Origin of the sequence: Caballeronia humi, assembly GCF_001544475.1 — a bacterium.
Taxonomy (GTDB): Bacteria; Pseudomonadota; Gammaproteobacteria; order Burkholderiales; family Burkholderiaceae; genus Caballeronia; species Caballeronia humi.
This window is the reverse complement of the sequence record NZ_FCNW02000034.1, coordinates 20,398-37,251: the sequence shown is the minus strand read 5'-3', so window position 1 is coordinate 37,251 and position 16,854 is coordinate 20,398. Positions and strand designations below refer to the sequence as shown.

At 63.7% G+C, this 16,854-nt stretch carries 17 protein-coding genes; 15 read left to right on the top strand and 2 right to left on the bottom strand.

Annotation, left to right across the window (positions count from 1 at the left end):
- Positions 1 to 21: 21 nt before the first annotated feature.
- The 12 genes from aceK (at position 22) to bioB (ending at position 12,525) form a co-directional block, all read left to right on the top strand.
- Complete coding sequence (aceK, locus tag AWB65_RS24420) at positions 22 to 1,830, top strand: bifunctional isocitrate dehydrogenase kinase/phosphatase (RefSeq protein WP_087669598.1); 1,809 nt, start codon at positions 22 to 24, stop codon at positions 1,828 to 1,830.
- Between the two features lie 26 nt (positions 1,831 to 1,856).
- On the top strand, positions 1,857 to 2,627 hold the full coding sequence (gene can / locus AWB65_RS24415; RefSeq protein ID WP_087669597.1) for a carbonate dehydratase: 771 nt from the start codon (positions 1,857 to 1,859) through the stop codon (positions 2,625 to 2,627).
- On the top strand, positions 2,620 to 3,813 hold the full coding sequence (locus AWB65_RS24410; protein ID WP_087669596.1) for an acetyl-CoA C-acetyltransferase: 1,194 nt from the start codon (positions 2,620 to 2,622) through the stop codon (positions 3,811 to 3,813). The genes can and AWB65_RS24410 overlap by 8 nt, the downstream gene beginning before the upstream one ends.
- 21 nt (positions 3,814 to 3,834) lie before the next feature.
- Entirely contained in the window at positions 3,835 to 4,512 is a 678-nt protein-coding gene (locus AWB65_RS24405) for an SDR family oxidoreductase (RefSeq protein WP_087669595.1), read from the top strand.
- Between the two features lie 14 nt (positions 4,513 to 4,526).
- On the top strand, positions 4,527 to 5,135 hold the full coding sequence (locus AWB65_RS24400) for a glutathione S-transferase family protein (RefSeq protein ID WP_087669594.1): 609 nt from the start codon (positions 4,527 to 4,529) through the stop codon (positions 5,133 to 5,135).
- Positions 5,132 to 5,551 carry a YchJ family protein gene (locus AWB65_RS24395; RefSeq protein ID WP_087669593.1) on the top strand — a complete coding sequence of 140 codons (420 nt, stop codon included), beginning with the start codon at positions 5,132 to 5,134 and terminating at the stop codon, positions 5,549 to 5,551. Before AWB65_RS24400 ends, AWB65_RS24395 begins: the two co-directional genes overlap by 4 nt.
- 335 nt (positions 5,552 to 5,886) lie before the next feature.
- Positions 5,887 to 7,125, top strand: coding sequence for a dienelactone hydrolase family protein (locus AWB65_RS24390; RefSeq protein ID WP_087669592.1), 1,239 nt, complete (start codon positions 5,887 to 5,889; stop codon positions 7,123 to 7,125).
- A 228-nt stretch (positions 7,126 to 7,353) separates the two neighbouring features.
- Positions 7,354 to 8,151, top strand: coding sequence for an enoyl-CoA hydratase/isomerase family protein (locus AWB65_RS24385; RefSeq protein ID WP_087669622.1), 798 nt, complete (start codon positions 7,354 to 7,356; stop codon positions 8,149 to 8,151).
- Positions 8,152 to 8,193: 42 nt separating this feature from the next.
- Positions 8,194 to 9,522: an adenosylmethionine--8-amino-7-oxononanoate transaminase gene (bioA, locus tag AWB65_RS24380; protein ID WP_087669591.1), complete on the top strand. Its 1,329-nt coding sequence runs from the start codon at positions 8,194 to 8,196 to the stop codon at positions 9,520 to 9,522.
- Complete coding sequence (gene bioF, locus AWB65_RS24375; protein WP_087669590.1) at positions 9,519 to 10,721, top strand: 8-amino-7-oxononanoate synthase; 1,203 nt, start codon at positions 9,519 to 9,521, stop codon at positions 10,719 to 10,721. The genes bioA and bioF overlap by 4 nt, the downstream gene beginning before the upstream one ends.
- Positions 10,718 to 11,443, top strand: a complete 726-nt coding sequence (gene bioD, locus AWB65_RS24370; RefSeq protein ID WP_087669589.1) for a dethiobiotin synthase — start codon at positions 10,718 to 10,720, stop codon at positions 11,441 to 11,443. The genes bioF and bioD overlap by 4 nt, the downstream gene beginning before the upstream one ends.
- 29 nt (positions 11,444 to 11,472) lie before the next feature.
- On the top strand, positions 11,473 to 12,525 hold the full coding sequence (bioB, locus tag AWB65_RS24365; protein ID WP_087669588.1) for a biotin synthase BioB: 1,053 nt from the start codon (positions 11,473 to 11,475) through the stop codon (positions 12,523 to 12,525).
- Positions 12,526 to 12,585: 60 nt separating this feature from the next.
- Here the strand turns inward: bioB and AWB65_RS24360 are convergent, their stop codons facing one another.
- Both AWB65_RS24360 and AWB65_RS24355 read right to left on the bottom strand, forming a co-directional pair.
- Positions 12,586 to 13,584 (bottom strand): sulfate ABC transporter substrate-binding protein, encoded by a 999-nt coding sequence (locus tag AWB65_RS24360; RefSeq protein WP_087669587.1) that lies wholly within the window; start codon positions 13,582 to 13,584, stop codon positions 12,586 to 12,588.
- A gap of 79 nt (positions 13,585 to 13,663) precedes the next feature.
- Positions 13,664 to 14,275 carry an RBBP9/YdeN family alpha/beta hydrolase gene (locus AWB65_RS24355; RefSeq protein WP_087669586.1) on the bottom strand — a complete coding sequence of 204 codons (612 nt, stop codon included), beginning with the start codon at positions 14,273 to 14,275 and terminating at the stop codon, positions 13,664 to 13,666.
- Positions 14,276 to 14,444: 169 nt separating this feature from the next.
- On the opposite strand from AWB65_RS24355, the gene AWB65_RS24350 reads away from it, so the two are divergent.
- The 3 genes from AWB65_RS24350 to AWB65_RS24340 are packed head-to-tail and all read left to right on the top strand — an operon-like array spanning position 14,445 to position 16,825.
- Positions 14,445 to 14,927 (top strand): VOC family protein, encoded by a 483-nt coding sequence (locus AWB65_RS24350; RefSeq protein WP_200821786.1) that lies wholly within the window; start codon positions 14,445 to 14,447, stop codon positions 14,925 to 14,927.
- A gap of 1 nt (position 14,928) precedes the next feature.
- Positions 14,929 to 15,870: a 2-hydroxyacid dehydrogenase gene (locus tag AWB65_RS24345; RefSeq protein ID WP_087669585.1), complete on the top strand. Its 942-nt coding sequence runs from the start codon at positions 14,929 to 14,931 to the stop codon at positions 15,868 to 15,870.
- 31 nt (positions 15,871 to 15,901) lie between these two features.
- Positions 15,902 to 16,825: a hydroxymethylglutaryl-CoA lyase gene (locus AWB65_RS24340; RefSeq protein WP_087669584.1), complete on the top strand. Its 924-nt coding sequence runs from the start codon at positions 15,902 to 15,904 to the stop codon at positions 16,823 to 16,825.
- Positions 16,826 to 16,854: the final 29 nt, after the last annotated feature.

The window sequence follows — 16,854 nt, the reverse complement described above, 5'->3', positions numbered from 1 at the left end:
CCCACGACGCGCTGAGTCGATATGAACCACTTCCCCAAACTGCTCTCGTCGCAAATCGGTTTCGATGTCGCGCAGACGATGCTCGAAGGGTTCGATCGTCACTATTGCGTGTTTCGCGATGCCGCCATCGAAGCGAAGACGCTGTTCGAAGCAGGCGACTGGCTCGCGCTGCAACAGCTTGCGCGCGAGCGTATCGCGTCGTACGACAAGCGCGTCGACGAATGCGTGATGCTGCTCGAAGACGAATACGACGCGGAAAACATCGACGACGAAATCTGGCAGCAGATCAAGCTGCACTACATCGGCTTGCTCACGTCGCATCGTCAGCCGGAATGCGCGGAGACGTTCTTCAACTCGGTGTGCTGCAAGATCCTGCATCGCTCGTATTTCAACAACGATTTCATCTTCGTGCGGCCCGCGATTTCCACCGAGTACATCGAGAACGACGAACCCGCCGCGAAGCCTACGTATCGCGCGTATTACCCGGCGAAGGACGGCCTCGCCGCCACGCTCGAACGCATCGTCACGAATTTCCAGCTGAATCCGCCGTTCGAGGATTTGCAGCGCGACGTGCAATGCGTGATGCAATCGATGACCGAAGTCCTTGGCGACTTCAAAGCCGCGCCGAATTTCCAGATTCACGTGCTGTCGTCGCTGTTCTTTCGCAACAAGGCCGCGTATATCGTCGGGCGCATCATCAACAGCGACAGCGTCGTGCCGTTTGCCGTGCCCGTGCGCCACACGCAGCCGGGCCTTCTCGCGCTCGATACCGTGCTGCTGAGCCGCGAGCAACTGCTCATCATCTTCAGCTTCGCGCATTCGTATTTTCTCGTCGACATGGAAGTGCCGTCCGCTTACGTGCAATTCCTGCGCACGATCATGCCGGTCAAGCCGAAGGCGGAACTCTATACATCGGTGGGTTTGCAGAAGCAGGGCAAGAACCTTTTCTATCGCGACCTGCTGCATCACCTCTCGCATTCGAGCGACCAGTTCATCATCGCGCCCGGTATCAAGGGGCTCGTGATGATCGTGTTCACGCTGCCGTCGTTTCCTTACGTGTTCAAGATGATCAAGGATTACTTCCCGCCGCCGAAGGACACGACGCGCAAGAAGATCAAGGACAAGTATCAGCTCGTCAAGCGCCATGACCGGCTCGGACGCATGGCCGATACGCTCGAATATTCGAGCGTGGCGCTTCCCGTCACAAGGCTCGACGATGCGTTGATCCGCGAACTGGAGAAAGAAGCGCCGTCGATGATCGAATACGAGGGCGACAACCTCGTCATCAAGCATGTGTACATCGAGCGTCGCATGGTGCCGCTCAACCTCTTCCTGCAAAACGGCAGCGATGCGGATATCGAGCACGGCATCAAGGAATACGGCGATGCAATCAAGCAACTGATGCAGGCCAACATCTTTCCGGGCGACATGCTGTACAAGAATTTCGGCGTGACGCGTCATGGCCGCGTGGTGTTCTACGACTACGACGAGATCGAGTACCTCACCGATTGCAACGTGCGCAAGGTTCCGCCGCCGCGTTTCGAGGAAGACGAGATGTCGGGCGAGCCGTGGTACACCGTGGGCCCGCACGATATCTTTCCGGAAACCTACGACACCTTCCTGCTCGGCGATCCGCGCGTGCGTGAAGCCTTCATGCGCCTGCACGCCGACTTCTTCGATCCCGATCTCTGGCAACGAAACAAGGAACAACTGCTGCGCGGCGAACTCGCCGACTTTTATCCCTACGAGCGTTCCGCCCGCTTCTGCATCCGCTATCCGGAGCGCTTCGGGCAGGATTCGAACTCAACCACCTCCGCACGCGCCGCGTGACGGCAGCCGCTTTTAAACGACATATCATGAACACGCATAACGATCAGAACCCGCTCTCGCATCTGTTCAACAACAACTCGGCGTGGGTCGAGCGCATGCTCAAGGAAGATCCCGAGTACTTCTCGCGCCTGGCTCACCAGCAGGCGCCGGAGTATCTGTGGATCGGCTGCTCTGACTCGCGCGTACCCGCGAACCAGATCATCGGCTTGCCGCCTGGCGAAGTGTTCGTGCATAGAAACATCGCGAACGTCGTTGTGCACTCGGACTTGAACGCACTGTCGGTGATCCAGTTCGCGGTCGATCTGCTGAAGGTGAAGCACATCATGGTGGTCGGCCATTACGGGTGCTCGGGCGTCGGCGCGGCGCTCGTCGGCCAGCGCGTCGGTCTCGCGGACAACTGGCTGCGCCACGTCGAGGACGTGCGCGAGAAGCACGCGGCGCTGCTCGACGGCTGGCCGATGGGCGACGCGCGGCATCGCCGGCTCGTCGAGCTGAACACGATCGAGCAGACGGTGAACGTGTGCCGCACGACCATCGTCAACGATGCGTGGGCGCGCGGCCAGGAACTGACCGTGCACGGCTGGACGTACGGCGTGCACGACGGCCGCGTGCGCAACATGGGCATGATGATCAACGCGCACGACCAGATCGATTCGACGTATCAATCCTGCCTCGCGGAACTCGCGCGCGGCGGCACGCACTCGAGCGAGAACGACGTCATCGCCTCGGATGCGGCACGCCTCGGCGACATTCCCGCTATCGTTCAAGGTGTCATCAAGGAGTTGAAACATGAGTGAGACAAATCGTGATCCGGTCGTCATCGTGTCCGCAGCGCGCACGCCGATGGCGGCTTTCCAGGGCGACTTCGCATTGATGACGGCGCCCCAACTCGGCGCTGTCGCGATCGCGGCGGCGCGCGAGCGCGCGGGCATCGCGCCCGAGCAGGTCGACGAAGTCGTGTTCGGCTGCGTGCTTCCAGCGGGCCAGGGCCAGGCGCCCGCGCGACAGGCCGCGCTCGGCGCGGGGCTGCCGCTCGCGGCAGGATGCACCACGGTCAACAAGATGTGCGGCTCAGGGATGCGCGCCGCGATGTTCGCGCACGACATGTTGCTCGCTGGCTCGGCCGACGTGATCGTCGCGGGCGGCATGGAGAGCATGTCGAACGCACCGTATTTGCTTCCGAAAGCGCGCGGCGGCATGCGCATGGGGCACGGTCAGGTGCTCGACCACATGTTTCTCGACGGACTCGAAGACGCGTACGAAAAGGGCCGTCTGATGGGCACGTTCGCGGAACAGTGCGCGTCGTCGTATGCGTTTTCGCGCGAGTCGCAAGATGCGTTCGCGATCGAATCGCTGCGCCGCTCGAAGCTCGCAAACGAAGATGGCTCGTTCAAGTGGGAGATCGCGCCGGTCACGGTGAAGGGCCGCAAGGGCGATACCGTCATCGATCGCGACGAGCAGCCGTTCAAGGCCAACCTCGACAAGATCGCGACGCTCAAGCCCGCGTTCGCGAAGGACGGCACGGTGACGGCGGCGAATTCGTCTTCGATCTCCGATGGCGCCGCCGCGCTCGTGCTGATGCGCGAATCGACGGCGAAGCGTCTCGGCGTCACGCCGCTCGCGCGTGTTGCGGGGCACAGTACGTTCGCACAGCAACCTGCGCTGTTCACGACGGCGCCAGTGGGCGCGATCCGCAAGCTCTTCGAGAAGAACGGCTGGCGCGCGAACGACGTCGATTTGTACGAGATCAACGAGGCGTTCGCCGTGGTCACGATGGCGGCGATGCGCGAGCAGGATCTGCCGCATGACAAGGTGAACGTGCACGGCGGCGCGTGCGCGCTCGGGCATCCGATCGGCGCATCGGGCGCGCGGATTCTCGTTACGCTGATCGGCGCGTTGAGGCAGCGCGGATTGAAGCGCGGCGTCGCGAGTCTGTGTATCGGCGGCGGGGAAGCGACGGCGATGGGGGTGGAGCTGGTTTGAGCCTTTGATCCAGGGATCGACATGAAAACCGTACTGATCGTCGGCGCATCGCGTGGCCTGGGTCACGAGTTCGCGCGCGAATATTCCCGCGACGGCTGGCGCGTGCTGGCCACCGCGCGCGACAAGGCGTCGCTTCACGCGCTCGATGCGATGGGCGCGCAGACGTTCTCGCTCGATGTCACGCAGCCCGAGCAGGTCGCGGCGCTCGCGTGGCAACTGGACGGCGAGCGGCTCGATGTCGCGATCATCGTGTCGGGGGTGTACGGGCCGCGCACGGAAGGCGTCGAGCCGGTCAATGCCGACGATTTCGACGACGTCATGCGCACCAACGTGCACGGCCCGATGCAACTGATCCCCGTGCTGCTGCCTCTCACCGACGCCGCGCACGGCGTGCTCGCGGTTCTGTCGAGCCGGATGGGCAGCATTGGCACGGCGAGCGGCACGACGGGCTGGCTCTATCGCGCGAGCAAGGCGGCGTTGAACTCGGTGATCAAGGTGGCGTCGCTGGAGACGCGGCACTCGGCGTGCATCGCGCTGCATCCGGGCTGGGTGCGCACGGACATGGGCGGATCGTCGGCGGCGATCGATGTTGCGCATAGCGTCGGCGGCATGCGCGCGGTGATTGCCGAGGCGGGGGCGATGCGGGAACAATTCAACGGCAGCTTCGTGCAGTACGACGGCACGAAGATCGACTGGTAAACGAGGGATATTGAGTGAATTATCAAGTGCATGGTGTGTCGGCTTCGGGCAATTGCTACAAGGTCAGGCTCGCGCTCGAACAACTGAACTTGCCCTACGTGTGGCATGAGGTCGACATGATGAGCGGCGCCACGCGCACCGACGCGTTTCGTCTGCTCAATCCGAACGGCAAGGTGCCGGTGCTGCAGATCGACGACACGACGTGTCTCTCCGAATCCGACGCGATCCTCTGCTATCTCGCCGAAGGCACGCCGCTGATGCCTGCCGACCGCCTCGCGCGTGCGCAGGTGCTGCAATGGATGTTCTTCGAGCAATACAGCCACGAGCCGAACGTCGCGGTGGCGCGCTTCATTCTGCAATTCTTGAAGAAGGCGGACGATCCGCGCTTGCCTGAAAGAATTGCGGGGTCGTATCGCGCGCTGGACGTGATGGAGTCGCACCTCGCGACGCGCACGTTTTTCGTCGGCGAAAATTATTCCGTCGCCGATATCGCGCTGTACGCGTACACCCACGTCGCCGCCGAGGCGAATCTCGACCTGTCGCGCTATCCGGCGATTCGCGCGTGGATCGAGCGCGTGCGCACGCAGCCGCGTCATATCGACATGCCGGGCGTCGATCAATGAAGCCGGACGAGTGTCCGTGTGGCGGGGCGTCGCCAGCGCGCCGCCCGAATGATCGCGCGCCGCGCTACGCCGACTGCTGCGGGCGCTTCATCAATGACGGCGCGCTACCACCGAATGCGATGGAACTGATGCGCTCGCGCTACACCGCCTATGTGCTCGGCGACACGCCTTATCTCCGCGCGACCTGGTCCGACGCAACGTGTCCTGTAAACCTCGACGCTTCGACAGACGCGCAAACCAAGTGGCTCGGCTTACAAATCAAACGCCATGTAGAAACGGACCCGGATCACGCCGAAGTGGAATTCGTCGCGAGATACAAGACTGGCGGGCGTGCGCACCGACTTCACGAAACCAGCCGCTTCGTGCGTAAGGAGGGCCGCTGGCTTTATATCGATGGCGATGTAAGCGATAAATAATAATCCAGTAATAAGTCACAAAAACACTATTAAGCGTTCCCTACAATAATTCAGTATTAATTCCCTTTCGTCTGATTAAGCGAGTAGTTACAGGGGTAATGCTGATTGTTCACACTGTTTTTGTCCGGTTACTCTTTGACTACGCCAAAGCGCTCGCATCTGCGCTTAGACGCCCGTATTGAAGCCAATTGTCGTGTCTGTTCAAGGCATGACTCCCGGAAACCCGCCGTCATACTGCTTCCAAGGTAAGCAGGGAGATCGGTTTGTGACTTCGGCTTGTCTTCTCAATCTGGGCCACACCGTATCAACGTCGTTTTAGCGGCTGGAGTCAAGGGATGGGAATCAGAGCCTTTTTGGTCGGATGGAGCTTGTTGTGCGCCGCCGGGACGCTGCAGTCCCTCGCGCACGCCGAACCGATCGGAGGCACTCGCCAGTCCGAAGGACTCCAGGCACCCGCCTTCGGCCAGATTCCCAACGCCATCGACATCGCCCTCCCCGCCGTCGACAACGGTCTGAACGAAACCGTCATCCGCATCCCGGAAGGCGACGTCACGCTCCAGACGACCGTGTTCAAGCCGGACGGCGCCGGTCCATTCCCGATGATCGTGTTCAATCACGGCAAGCTCCCCGGCGACGCGCACAACCAGCCGCGCAATCGTCCGCTCGCGCTCGCACGCGAATTCGTGCGGCACGGTTATGTCGTCGTGGTGCCGAATCGCCGCGGTTTCGCCGAATCCGGCGGCGAGTACGCCGGCCACGGCTGCGACGTCGAAGCGAACGGCTACGAGCAGGCGCACGACGTCGCAGCCGCCGTCGCGTACATGAGCGAACAGCCATACGTGGACAAGACGCATATCGTCGTCGGCGGTACGTCGCACGGCGGGATGACCGCCATCGCTTACGGCGCGCGCGACGCCGTTTCGGCACCCGGCGTGCGGGGCCTGATCAACTTCTCCGGCGGCCTGCGTCAGGACGAATGCGCCGGCTGGCAGAAAAATCTCACCGCCGCATTCGGCTCGTACGGCGAGAAAGTGCGCCTGCCTTCGCTCTGGCTCTACGGCGCGAACGATTCCGTCTGGCAAGGCGAGCTCGCCGGCCAGATGTACGCCGCGTTCACCGAGCACGGCGCGAAAGCGCAGATGTTCGACTTCGGCGCGTACAAGAACGACGCGCATCGTCTCGTCGGCGATCGTGACGGCGTGCAGGTTTGGTGGCCGCGCGTCAAGACCTTCCTTGCGCAGATCGGCATGCCGACTTCAGTGCTTTACCAGGTCTCCGAGCCGCGCGCGCCGAAGGCGAGCGGCTACGCGAGCCTCGACGCCGTGACCGCCGTCCCGTACCTCGACGAAGGCGGACGCGCTGGATATCGCAACTTCCTGCACCAGTATTCGAGCCGCGCGTTCGCGGTATCGGATTCGGGCGCGTGGTCGTGGGCCGAAGGCGGCGACGACCCGATGTCGGTCGCCATCGCGAGCTGCCAGAAGCAAAGCAGCGATCCATGCCGCCTCTACGCGGTCGATGACGCCGTCGTCTGGCGCGATTCCAGCGCCGACACGCAGACGGCCTCGCGCTGAACGCGTCTCCCGCATCGATTTGCAGCGCCGGCCCCGAGCCGGCGCTTTCGCATCGCCTCCCGCCAGAAGCCCAGACAAGCGCCCGTGTTGAGCGACGTTACGCGTGTTTTCGAGATTCGCGGGCTTGACTGCGATCGGCGCAAACCGCTGCAATCCGTGCCGGAATCGAAATACGTCGCGAATTTGGAGATAATCGGTTTCTCGTCGTCCACCTTGCGAAGACTTCCCATGACCGATGCATTGAACCTGCAGCGCCTCAAGTTCACCGTCGTCGGGCACATCGCCCGCGTGACGCTCGATCGCCCCGACGTGCGCAATGCCTTCGACGACGCGACGATCGTCGAACTCACCGCCGCCTTCCGCGCACTCGACGACGACGCGAGCGTGCGCGCGGTGATCCTCGCGGCAAACGGCCCGGCGTTCTGCGCGGGCGCGGACCTGAACTGGATGAAGCGCATGGCGGGTTACTCGGACACCGAGAACCGCTCCGACGCGCTCAGCCTCGCGACGATGCTCAACACCATCCACACGTGCAGCAAGCCGGTGATCGCGCGCGTCCAGGGCGACGCATACGCGGGCGGCATGGGGCTCGTCGCCGCCTGCGACATCGCGATCAGCGCGGACACGGCGAACTACTGCCTCTCTGAAGCGAAGCTCGGCCTGATGCCCGCGACGATCGCGCCCTATGTGATCCGCGCGATGGGCGCGCGCGCCGCGCACCGCTATTTCGTGACCGCCGAACGTTTCGATGCCGCCGAGGCGCTGCGCATCGGCTTCGTGCATCAGGTGGTCGCCGCCGATCAGCTCGATGCAAGCGTCGACGCGGTGGCCGCATCGATCGTCGCGAACAGCCCGAACGCCGTGCGCGAATGCAAGCAACTGGTGGCCGACATGGCGGACAAGGCGATCGATGAAGCGCTGATCGCCGATACCGCCGATCGCATCGCACGCATCCGTTCGTCCGATGAAGGGCGCGAAGGCGTGCGCAGTTTCCTGGAAAAACGCAAGCCTTCCTGGCTCGCGTGAAAGTACGAGACATGCGCGAGTCGCGCCTGTCGTGGAGTCGCTTTGAACACAGAAGCTAATGAAAACTGGATCGCGCGTTCGCTCGCTGCCGTGTGGCATCCGTGCACCCAGATGAAGCATCACGAGCGCCTGCCGCTCATTCCGGTCGCGCGCGGTAAAGGCGCGTGGCTTTACGATCACGATGACCGGCGTTATCTCGACGGCATCAGTTCGTGGTGGGTCAATCTGTTCGGCCACGCGAATCCGAGCATCAACGCAGCGCTCAAGGATCAGCTCGATACGCTCGAACACGCGATGCTCGCGGGCTGCACGCACGAGCCCGCGGTGCTGCTCGCCGAACGGCTTTCCGCGCTGACGCAGCACACGCTCGGCCACGCGTTCTTCGCCTCCGATGGCGCATCGGCGGTCGAAATCGCGCTGAAGATGAGCTTTCACTATTGGCGCAACAAAGGGCAAGAACAGAAAAACGAGTTCGTGTGCCTCGCGAACAGCTATCACGGCGAGACGATCGGCGCGTTGGGCGTCACCGATGTCGCGCTGTTCAAGGACGCCTACGATCCGCTGATTCGGCACGCGCATGTGGTCACGTCGCCCGATGCGCGCAAGGGCGTCGATGCGGTTCGCGTCGCCCTCGCCGACATGCGCAAGCTCTTCGAGGCGCGCGCGCAGCATCTCGCGGCGGTGATCGTCGAGCCGCTCGTGCAGTGTGCCGCCGGCATGGCGATGTACGATCCGTCGTATCTGACGGCACTCCGCGCGCTCTGCGACGAATTCGACGTGCATCTGATCGCCGATGAAATCGCCGTCGGCTGCGGACGGTCTGGCACTTTCTTCGCGTGCGAACAGGCTTCGATCTGGCCGGACTTCGTATGTTTATCGAAGGGGATCAGCGGCGGTTATCTGCCGCTCTCGATCGTGCTCACGCGTGACGAGATCTACGCCGCCTTCTACGACGACGACATGACGCGCGGCTTCCTCCACTCGCATTCGTACACGGGCAATCCGCTCGCGTGCCGCGCGGCGTTGGCGACGCTCGATCTCTTCGATAGCGCCGACGTGTTCAACGAGAACCGCCGCAAGTCGTCGATATTGAGTGCTGCATTGAAGCCGCTGGCCGATCATCCGAACGTTCGCAATCTGCGCGAGCGCGGCACGATTTTCGCGTTCGATGCGGTCATCGAAGACGCGTCACACGCTCGCACGTTCTCACGGCGTTTCTTCGAAAACGCCTTGAAACAAGAGCTTTTATTGCGCCCGATCGGTACGACCATATATCTGATGCCGCCCTACATCCTCGCCGATGACGAACTCGCGCTGCTCGCTGAACGCACCCGCGCGACCTTCGAAGCGACGCTCGCGGAGGCCGCATGAGCGACACATCGGACGCACTCTTCGACACGCTCGAACAAGGCCTTGCCGATATCGACGCACGCGGCCTGCGCCGTCGCCGTCGCATCGCCGACAGCGCCTGCGCCGCGCACATGACGGTGGACGGCCGCGCGATCATCGGCTTTGCCAGCAACGATTATCTTGGGCTCGCCGCGCATGACAAGCTGCGCGCCGCGCTCTCCGAAGGCGCGACGCTCTACGGCGCGGGCAGCGGCGGCTCGCATCTGCTCGGCGGCCACTCGCGCGCCCACGCGCAACTTGAAGACGATCTCGCCGAATTCAGCGGCGGCTTCGTCGACAACCCGCGCGCGCTCTACTTCAGCACCGGCTACATGGCGAACCTTGCGGTGCTCTCGACGCTCGCGGGGCGCGGTACGCTCGTTTTCTCCGATGCGTTGAACCACGCGTCGCTGATCGACGGCGTGCGGCTCTCGCGCGCCGACGTGCAGATCTATCCGCACGCGGACGTGGAAGCACTCGACGCGATGCTCGATGCGTCGTCGGGCGACGCGGCCACAAAGGTGATCGTCACCGATGCCGTCTTCAGCATGGACGGCGATATCGCGCCGCTCACACGTCTGCTGGAACTGGCCGAGCGTTACGGCGCGTGGCTCGTCGTCGACGATGCGCACGGCTTTGGCATCCTCGGCCCGCAGGGACGCGGCGCGCTCGCGGCGGCCGCGCTGCGCTCGCCGCATCTCGTCTATGTCGGCACGCTCGGCAAGGCGGCGGGCGTCGCGGGCGCGTTCGTCGTCGCGCACGAGACGGTGATCGAATGGCTCATGCAGCGCGCGCGTCCGTACATCTTCACGACGGCGTCGCCGCCTGCGGTCGCGCACGCGGTGTCGGCGAGCATCGCGATCATCGGCAGCGACGAAGGCGACGCGCGCCGACAGCATCTCGCCGCACTGATCGAGACGACGCGCGCGATGTTGAAGCGCACGCGCTGGCTTCCCGTCGATTCGCACACGGCCGTGCAACCGCTCGTGATCGGCGGCAATGATGAGACGCTCGCGCTCGCCGCCGCGCTCGATGCAAAGGGCCTGTGGGTTCCCGCGATTCGTCCGCCGACCGTGCCCGCTGGCACATCGCGCCTGCGTATCTCGCTCTCGGCAGGGCACAGCGACGACGATCTCGCGCGTTTGAACGACGCGCTATCGACCTTGAGCAAGCAATCATGAACGCGCCCGTCTCCTTCTTCGTCACCGGCACCGATACTGAGATCGGCAAGACGCTCGTGTCGGCTGCGTTGTTGCACGGCTTCGCGCAGCAAGGCCTGCGCGCCGCCGCGATGAAGCCGATCGCAGCGGGCGCGTTCGCGCGCGACGGCGTCTGGCACAACGAAGACGCGGATCAGCTCGACGCCGCCGCCAACGTCGCGCTGCCGCCCGACGTGCGCACGCCGTACCTGTTGAAAGAACCGATCGCGCCGCACATTGCTGCCGCGCGCGAGAACGTGGCGCTCGACATTTCGCGCATCGTCGATGCCCACAAGCTCGCGATGACGCAAGCCGACGTGGTCGTGGTGGAAGGTGTCGGCGGCTTTCGCGTGCCGCTCACCGATGTGCACGACACCGCCGATCTCGCGTTCGCGCTCGATCTGCCGGTGGTGCTGGTGGTCGGCATGCGGCTCGGGTGCATCAGCCATGCGTTGCTGACCGCCGAAGCGATCGCATCGCGCGGCCTGCGGCTCGCGGGCTGGGTCGCGAACCGCGTCGATCCGAATATGCTCTACCCTGCCGAAAACATCGAAGCGATCCGGCTTCGGCTCGACATCCAGTACAACGCGCCGCTCATCGGCACCATCCCTCATCTCGCGCCGCCCGATGCCCGGGAGGCGGCAAACCATATCGATTCGACCCTGCTGTTGCAGTCGCTTCGCGCGGACAACGCAGGTCAGTGATTCACGCTCCAAGCACAAGGATTGATCTCATGACGCAAGCACACATCGCTCAGACACAATCGACGCAAGCACAAACACCGACGCAAGCGCGCTGGCGCGTCGCGGATGTCGTCGCGCTCTACGAGCTGCCGTTCAACGACTTGCTGTACCGCGCGCAGACCGTGCATCGCGAGCATTTCGATCCGAACACGGTGCAGCTTTCCACGCTGCTGTCGATCAAGACGGGCGGCTGCGAGGAGGACTGCGCGTACTGTCCGCAATCGGTGCATCACGATACCGGGCTGAAGGCCGACAAGCTGATGGAAGTCGATGCCGTGCTCAAGGCCGCGGAGATCGCAAAGTCGAACGGCGCGACGCGCTTCTGCATGGGCGCCGCGTGGCGCAATCCGAAGGACCGTCACCTCGAACCAATCAAGGACATGATTCGCGGCGTGAAGGCGATGGGACTGGAAACATGCGTGACCCTCGGCATGCTGGAGGCGCATCAGGCGGAGGGACTGCGCGAAGCGGGCCTCGACTACTACAACCACAACCTCGATACGTCGCCGGAGTTCTACGGCCAGATCATCTCGACGCGCACGTATCAGGACCGCCTCGACACGCTCGAACGCGTGCGCGATGTCGGTATCAACGTGTGCTGCGGCGGGATCGTCGGGATGGGTGAATCGCGGCGCGAGCGCGCGGGGCTCATCACGCAGTTGGCGAACATGGACCCGTATCCGGAGTCGGTGCCGATCAACAATCTCGTGCAGGTCGAAGGCACGCCGCTCACCGGCACGGCGCCGCTCGATCCGTTCGAATTCGTGCGCACGATCGCGGTCGCGCGCATCACGATGCCGGGCGCGATGGTGCGTCTCTCGGCAGGACGCGAGCAGATGGACGAGGCGCTGCAGGCACTGTGCTTCGCGGCCGGCGCGAATTCGATCTTTTACGGCGACCAGTTGCTCACGACAAGCAATCCGCAAGCGGAGGCGGATCGCAAGTTGCTCGAGCGCTTGGGGATTCGTGCGGAGGCGTCGCAGAAAGTGGAAGAAGAGCCGCACGCGTGTGATACGAAGTGCGGGCACGCGCAGATTAATTGAGGCGACCCATTTCGCGAAAAAGCCCGCATTTGCGGGCTTTTTCGCGTTCAAAGCCGTCGATCACTTCTTGTCGACGACGACCTGATCGAACGTCCCGCCATCGGAGAAGTGCGTTTTCTGAGCGTTCTGCCAGCTACCGAAAATCTGCTCGACGGTGAACGTCTTCAGTGGCTTGAACTCGCTCGCGTGCTTGGCCAGCACCTCCGCGTTACGCGGACGCAGATGATGCTGCGCGATGATCTCCTGCCCCGCCGGCGTGTACAGATACTCGAGGTAAGCCTGCGCGACCTTGCGCGTGCCGCGCTTGTCCACCACCTTGTCGACGATCGTCACGGGCGGCTCCGCGAGCAGGCTCATCGATGGATACACGGCGTCGAAATCCTTCGCGCCCACGCCGGTATCGATCAGCGCGACTTCGTTCTCGAACGTCACCAGCACGTCGCCGATGCCGCGCTGCGTGAAGGTCGTCGTCGCGCCGCGCCCGCCCGTGTCGAGCACCGGCACGTTCTTGAAGATCGCCTTCTCGAAGTCTTGCGCCTGGGCATCGGTTGCGCCGTGCTGCTTCTTGTAGCCCCACGCGGCGAGATAGGAATAGCGCCCGTTGCCCGAGGTCTTCGGATTCGCGATCACGACCTGCACGCCGGGCCGCGCGAGATCGCTCCAGTCCTTGATGTTCTTCGGGTTGCCCTGGCGCACGAGGAACACCATCGTCGTCGTGTAGGGCGCGCTGTTGTCCGGCAGACGCGTGCGCCAGTTCGCGGGCACGAGCTGGCCGTTCTCGGCGAGGAGGTCGATGTCGTTCGGCTGGTTCATCGTCACGACGTCGGCCTGCAGGCCCTGCATCACCGACAGCGCCTGCGCACTCGACGCGCCATGTGACTGGCGCACCGATATCGTTTCGCCGGACTTTTGCTTGTAGTCCGCGACGAAGGCCGTGTTGATGTCCTTGTAGAGTTCGCGCGTGACGTCGTACGAAACGTTGAGCAGCGACGTATCCGCGTGGGCGCATCCGGCGGCGAGGCTCAGCGCGGCCACGAGCGCGGTTTTCTTTACCTGCATTTTGTCTCCCTTTATCGAACGCAAAAAAGGCCGCGTGAAAGCGGCCGTCTAGCTGGATTCTATCGAAACGCGTTTGAATCTAACCATACGCATACAACTCAGGCAATTCCGCGCGGTATTCCTCGGCATCCCCAAACCGCAGCGGCGCGGCGAGATGAATCAGCGTATCGACGAAATACTTCGCGCGCGGCCACGGACCGAAACCCGCCGCCGTATTGATATGCCCGGCATCACCGAGATTCACGAACGCGCTGCCAAAGCGCGCGGCGAGTTCGCGCGCGTGATCGAACGGCATCCACGGATCGGTTTCGCTGCCGACGAGAATCGACGGCACGCCCAGCCTTCCAGCGTCGAACGTGCCAGCGAAGCGAAACTTCTCCGGGCTCGCCGGCGCGACGAACAGCACGCCCGCCACATCCGCACCGATGCCGCCGCGTGCGAGCGCATGCGCCGTCGCGAGACAGCCGAAGCTGTGCGCCGCGATCACGACCGGCCCGCGTTCCTTCGCAAGCTGCGCGCGCACGGCGTTTGCCCAGGTGTCGAGATGCGGCGCGTCCCAGTCGGCCTGCTCGACGCGCGCCGCCCGCCGGTACTGCCGCTCCAGCCACGTCTGCCAGTGCGCGCCCTCGCTGCCGTGCAAGCCGGGCACGGTCACGAGCCGCGGCGGCCAGCCTGACCTGCATGTGTTCATATCGCCCTCGCTGCCGGCATCGGCCGGCTCCTCTCATCAAGCATTCTCCGGTGCGCCCGCACGCGGACGAACCAATATTTCGTCATTTGTTTATGGCGACGCGCTGCTCGCGTGGAGCGCACGCACGGGCAAGACCGTAAAATGAGACAAACCCAAACTCGGAGGCCGTATGTCAGATTTGCCTGGTGTGTCCACTGATCAACCCGCCGCATCGGACCGTTCGAGAACGCTGCGCACGCTGCAGCCGTTCCACCTCGCGTTCCCCGTCACGAGCCTCGCGAACGCCCGCGCGTTCTACGGCGATCTGCTCGGCTGCCCGGAAGGACGCAGTTCACCCGAGTGGGTCGATTTCGATTTCTTCGGTCATCAACTCGTCGCGCATCTCGCGCCCGATGAAGTGCGGCCGCCCGCGAAGAACGCCGTCGATGGCGACGACGTACCGGTGCGCCACTTCGGCGTCGTACTGTCGATGGACGACTGGCACGCGCTCTCCGAGCGTCTGCAAGGCGTCGGCACGAAGTTCATCATCGAGCCGCATATCCGCTTCAAGGGCGAAGTCGGCGAGCAGGCGACGATGTTCTTCCTCGATCCCTGCGGCAACGCGCTCGAATTCAAGGCGTTCGCGGACATCGGCAGCCTCTTTGCGAAGTGACATGAAGATCCTCTTCTACGAACAGCACGCCGATGCCGCCCTCTGGATGCACGATCTCGCGCGCGAATTGCCCGAGGCCGATTTGCGCGAGTGGCAACCCGGCGACACCGCGCCCGCCGATTACGCGATCGTCTGGCGCGCGCCGCGCGAACTGTTCGCGAACCGGCCGGACCTGAAAGCGGTGTTCAACCTGGGCGCGGGCGTCGATGCGATTCTCGATGTCGAGCGGAAGGAACCCGGCACGCTGCCGCCGAACGCGAAACTCGTGCGGCTCGAAGACACCGGCATGGCGCAGCAGATGGTCGAGTACGCGACGCACGCGGTGCTGCGCTACATGCGCCGATTCGACGAATACGACACATTGCAGCGCGAAGGCCGCTGGGAAAAACTCAAGGCGCATCCGCGCGCGAGCTTCACGGTGGGCGTGCTGGGGCTCGGCGTGCTGGGCACGGAAGTCGCGCGGACGCTGACGGCGCTCGGCGTGCCGGTGCGCGGATACAGCCGCAGCGAAAAGCAAGTCGACGGCGTGACGACCTACGCGGGCGATGCGCAATTCGACGCCTTCCTCGACGGCGTGAAGGTGCTGATCAACCTGCTGCCCCACACGCCCAACACCGAAGGCGTGCTGAATCGCCGGACGTTTGCGAAGCTCGCGCACGGCGCGTATCTGGTGAACCTCGCGCGCGGCGCGCATCTCGTCGATGAGGACCTGCTGCAGGCGCTGGAGAGCGGCCAGATCGCGGCGGCGACGCTCGATGTTTTCCACACGGAGCCGCTTCCCGCCGATCATCCGTTCTGGCGCACGCCGCGTGTGACGATCACGCCGCATATCTCGGCCGAGACGCTGCGCGAGGAAAGCATCGTGCAGATCGCGCAGAAAGTGAAAGCGATGGAGCGCGGCGAGCCGATCGGCGGTATCGTCGATCTGAAGCGCGGGTATTAGTCGCAACAAGAGCGGCAAACAGGAGACAGGCATGACCCCCACCAAAGTAAAAATCGTCGAAGTCGGGCCGCGCGACGGCTTGCAGAACGAGAAAGAATTCGTCGCGACCGAAACCAAGATCGAACTCGTGAACCGGCTGTCGCAAGCCGGCTTGCAAAACGTCGAGTCGGCGTCGTTCGTGTCTCCAAAGTGGGTGCCGCAGATGGCCGACGGCGCCGCTGTCATGGCCGGCATCGCGCGGCGCCCCGGCACGATCTACTCCGTGCTCACGCCGAACATGCGCGGCTTCGAAGACGCGCTCGAAGCAAAAGCCGACGAAGTCGTGATCTTCGGCGCGGCGAGCGAAGCGTTCTCGCAGAAGAACATCAACTGCAGCATCGCGGAGAGCATCGCGCGCTTCGAACCGGTCGCGAAGGCCGCGAAGGAAGCGGGTGTGCGGCTGCGCGGCAGCATCTCGTGCTCGCTAGGCTGCCCGTATCAGGGCGAGGTGCCGGTGGCATCGGTGGTCGACGTCGTCGAACGGATGAAGGCGCTCGGCTGCGACGAAATCGATATCGCCGACACGATCGGCGTCGGCACGGCGAAGCGAACGCGCGAAGTGCTCGCGGCGGTGTCGAAGGTGTTTCCGCGCGAGCGACTGTCGGGCCACTTCCACGATACCTACGGGCAAGCCGTCGCGAACATCTACGCGGCGTTGCAGGAAGGCATCGAGATCTATCACGCGTCGGTCGCGGGGCTCGGCGGCTGTCCGTATGCGAAGGGCGCGACCGGCAACGTCGCGACGGAGGACGTCGTCTACCTGATGAACGGCCTCGGCATCGAGACGGGCATCGATCTCGATCAGCTGATCGAAATCGGCGATTTCATCTCGCGCGCGATCGGCAAGCCGAGCTCATCGCGCGCGGGCCGTGCGCTGCTCGCGAAGAAACGCGACGGCGCGGCGCCCTGTGTTTGAACCATTTGGAAAGTCATTCGGAAAGGACA

Excerpts from the sequence above, each read along its gene's own strand:
- AWB65_RS24390 (WP_087669592.1), top strand. The coding sequence starts at position 5,887 with ATGGGAATCAGAGCCTTTTTGGTCGGATGGAGCTTGTTGTGCGCCGCC.
- bioF (WP_087669590.1), top strand. The coding sequence starts at position 9,519 with ATGAGCGACACATCGGACGCACTCTTCGACACGCTCGAACAAGGCCTT.
- AWB65_RS24405 (WP_087669595.1), top strand. The coding sequence starts at position 3,835 with ATGAAAACCGTACTGATCGTCGGCGCATCGCGTGGCCTGGGTCACGAG.
- AWB65_RS24350 (WP_200821786.1), top strand. The coding sequence starts at position 14,445 with ATGTCAGATTTGCCTGGTGTGTCCACTGATCAACCCGCCGCATCGGAC.
- bioD (WP_087669589.1), top strand. The coding sequence starts at position 10,718 with ATGAACGCGCCCGTCTCCTTCTTCGTCACCGGCACCGATACTGAGATC.
- can (WP_087669597.1), top strand. The coding sequence starts at position 1,857 with ATGAACACGCATAACGATCAGAACCCGCTCTCGCATCTGTTCAACAAC.
- AWB65_RS24410 (WP_087669596.1), top strand. The coding sequence starts at position 2,620 with ATGAGTGAGACAAATCGTGATCCGGTCGTCATCGTGTCCGCAGCGCGC.
- AWB65_RS24345 (WP_087669585.1), top strand. The coding sequence starts at position 14,929 with ATGAAGATCCTCTTCTACGAACAGCACGCCGATGCCGCCCTCTGGATG.
- AWB65_RS24385 (WP_087669622.1), top strand. The coding sequence starts at position 7,354 with ATGACCGATGCATTGAACCTGCAGCGCCTCAAGTTCACCGTCGTCGGG.
- aceK (WP_087669598.1), top strand. The coding sequence starts at position 22 with ATGAACCACTTCCCCAAACTGCTCTCGTCGCAAATCGGTTTCGATGTC.
- AWB65_RS24355 (WP_087669586.1), bottom strand. The coding sequence starts at position 14,275 with ATGAACACATGCAGGTCAGGCTGGCCGCCGCGGCTCGTGACCGTGCCC.
- AWB65_RS24340 (WP_087669584.1), top strand. The coding sequence starts at position 15,902 with ATGACCCCCACCAAAGTAAAAATCGTCGAAGTCGGGCCGCGCGACGGC.
- bioB (WP_087669588.1), top strand. The coding sequence starts at position 11,473 with ATGACGCAAGCACACATCGCTCAGACACAATCGACGCAAGCACAAACA.
- AWB65_RS24395 (WP_087669593.1), top strand. The coding sequence starts at position 5,132 with ATGAAGCCGGACGAGTGTCCGTGTGGCGGGGCGTCGCCAGCGCGCCGC.
- AWB65_RS24360 (WP_087669587.1), bottom strand. The coding sequence starts at position 13,584 with ATGCAGGTAAAGAAAACCGCGCTCGTGGCCGCGCTGAGCCTCGCCGCC.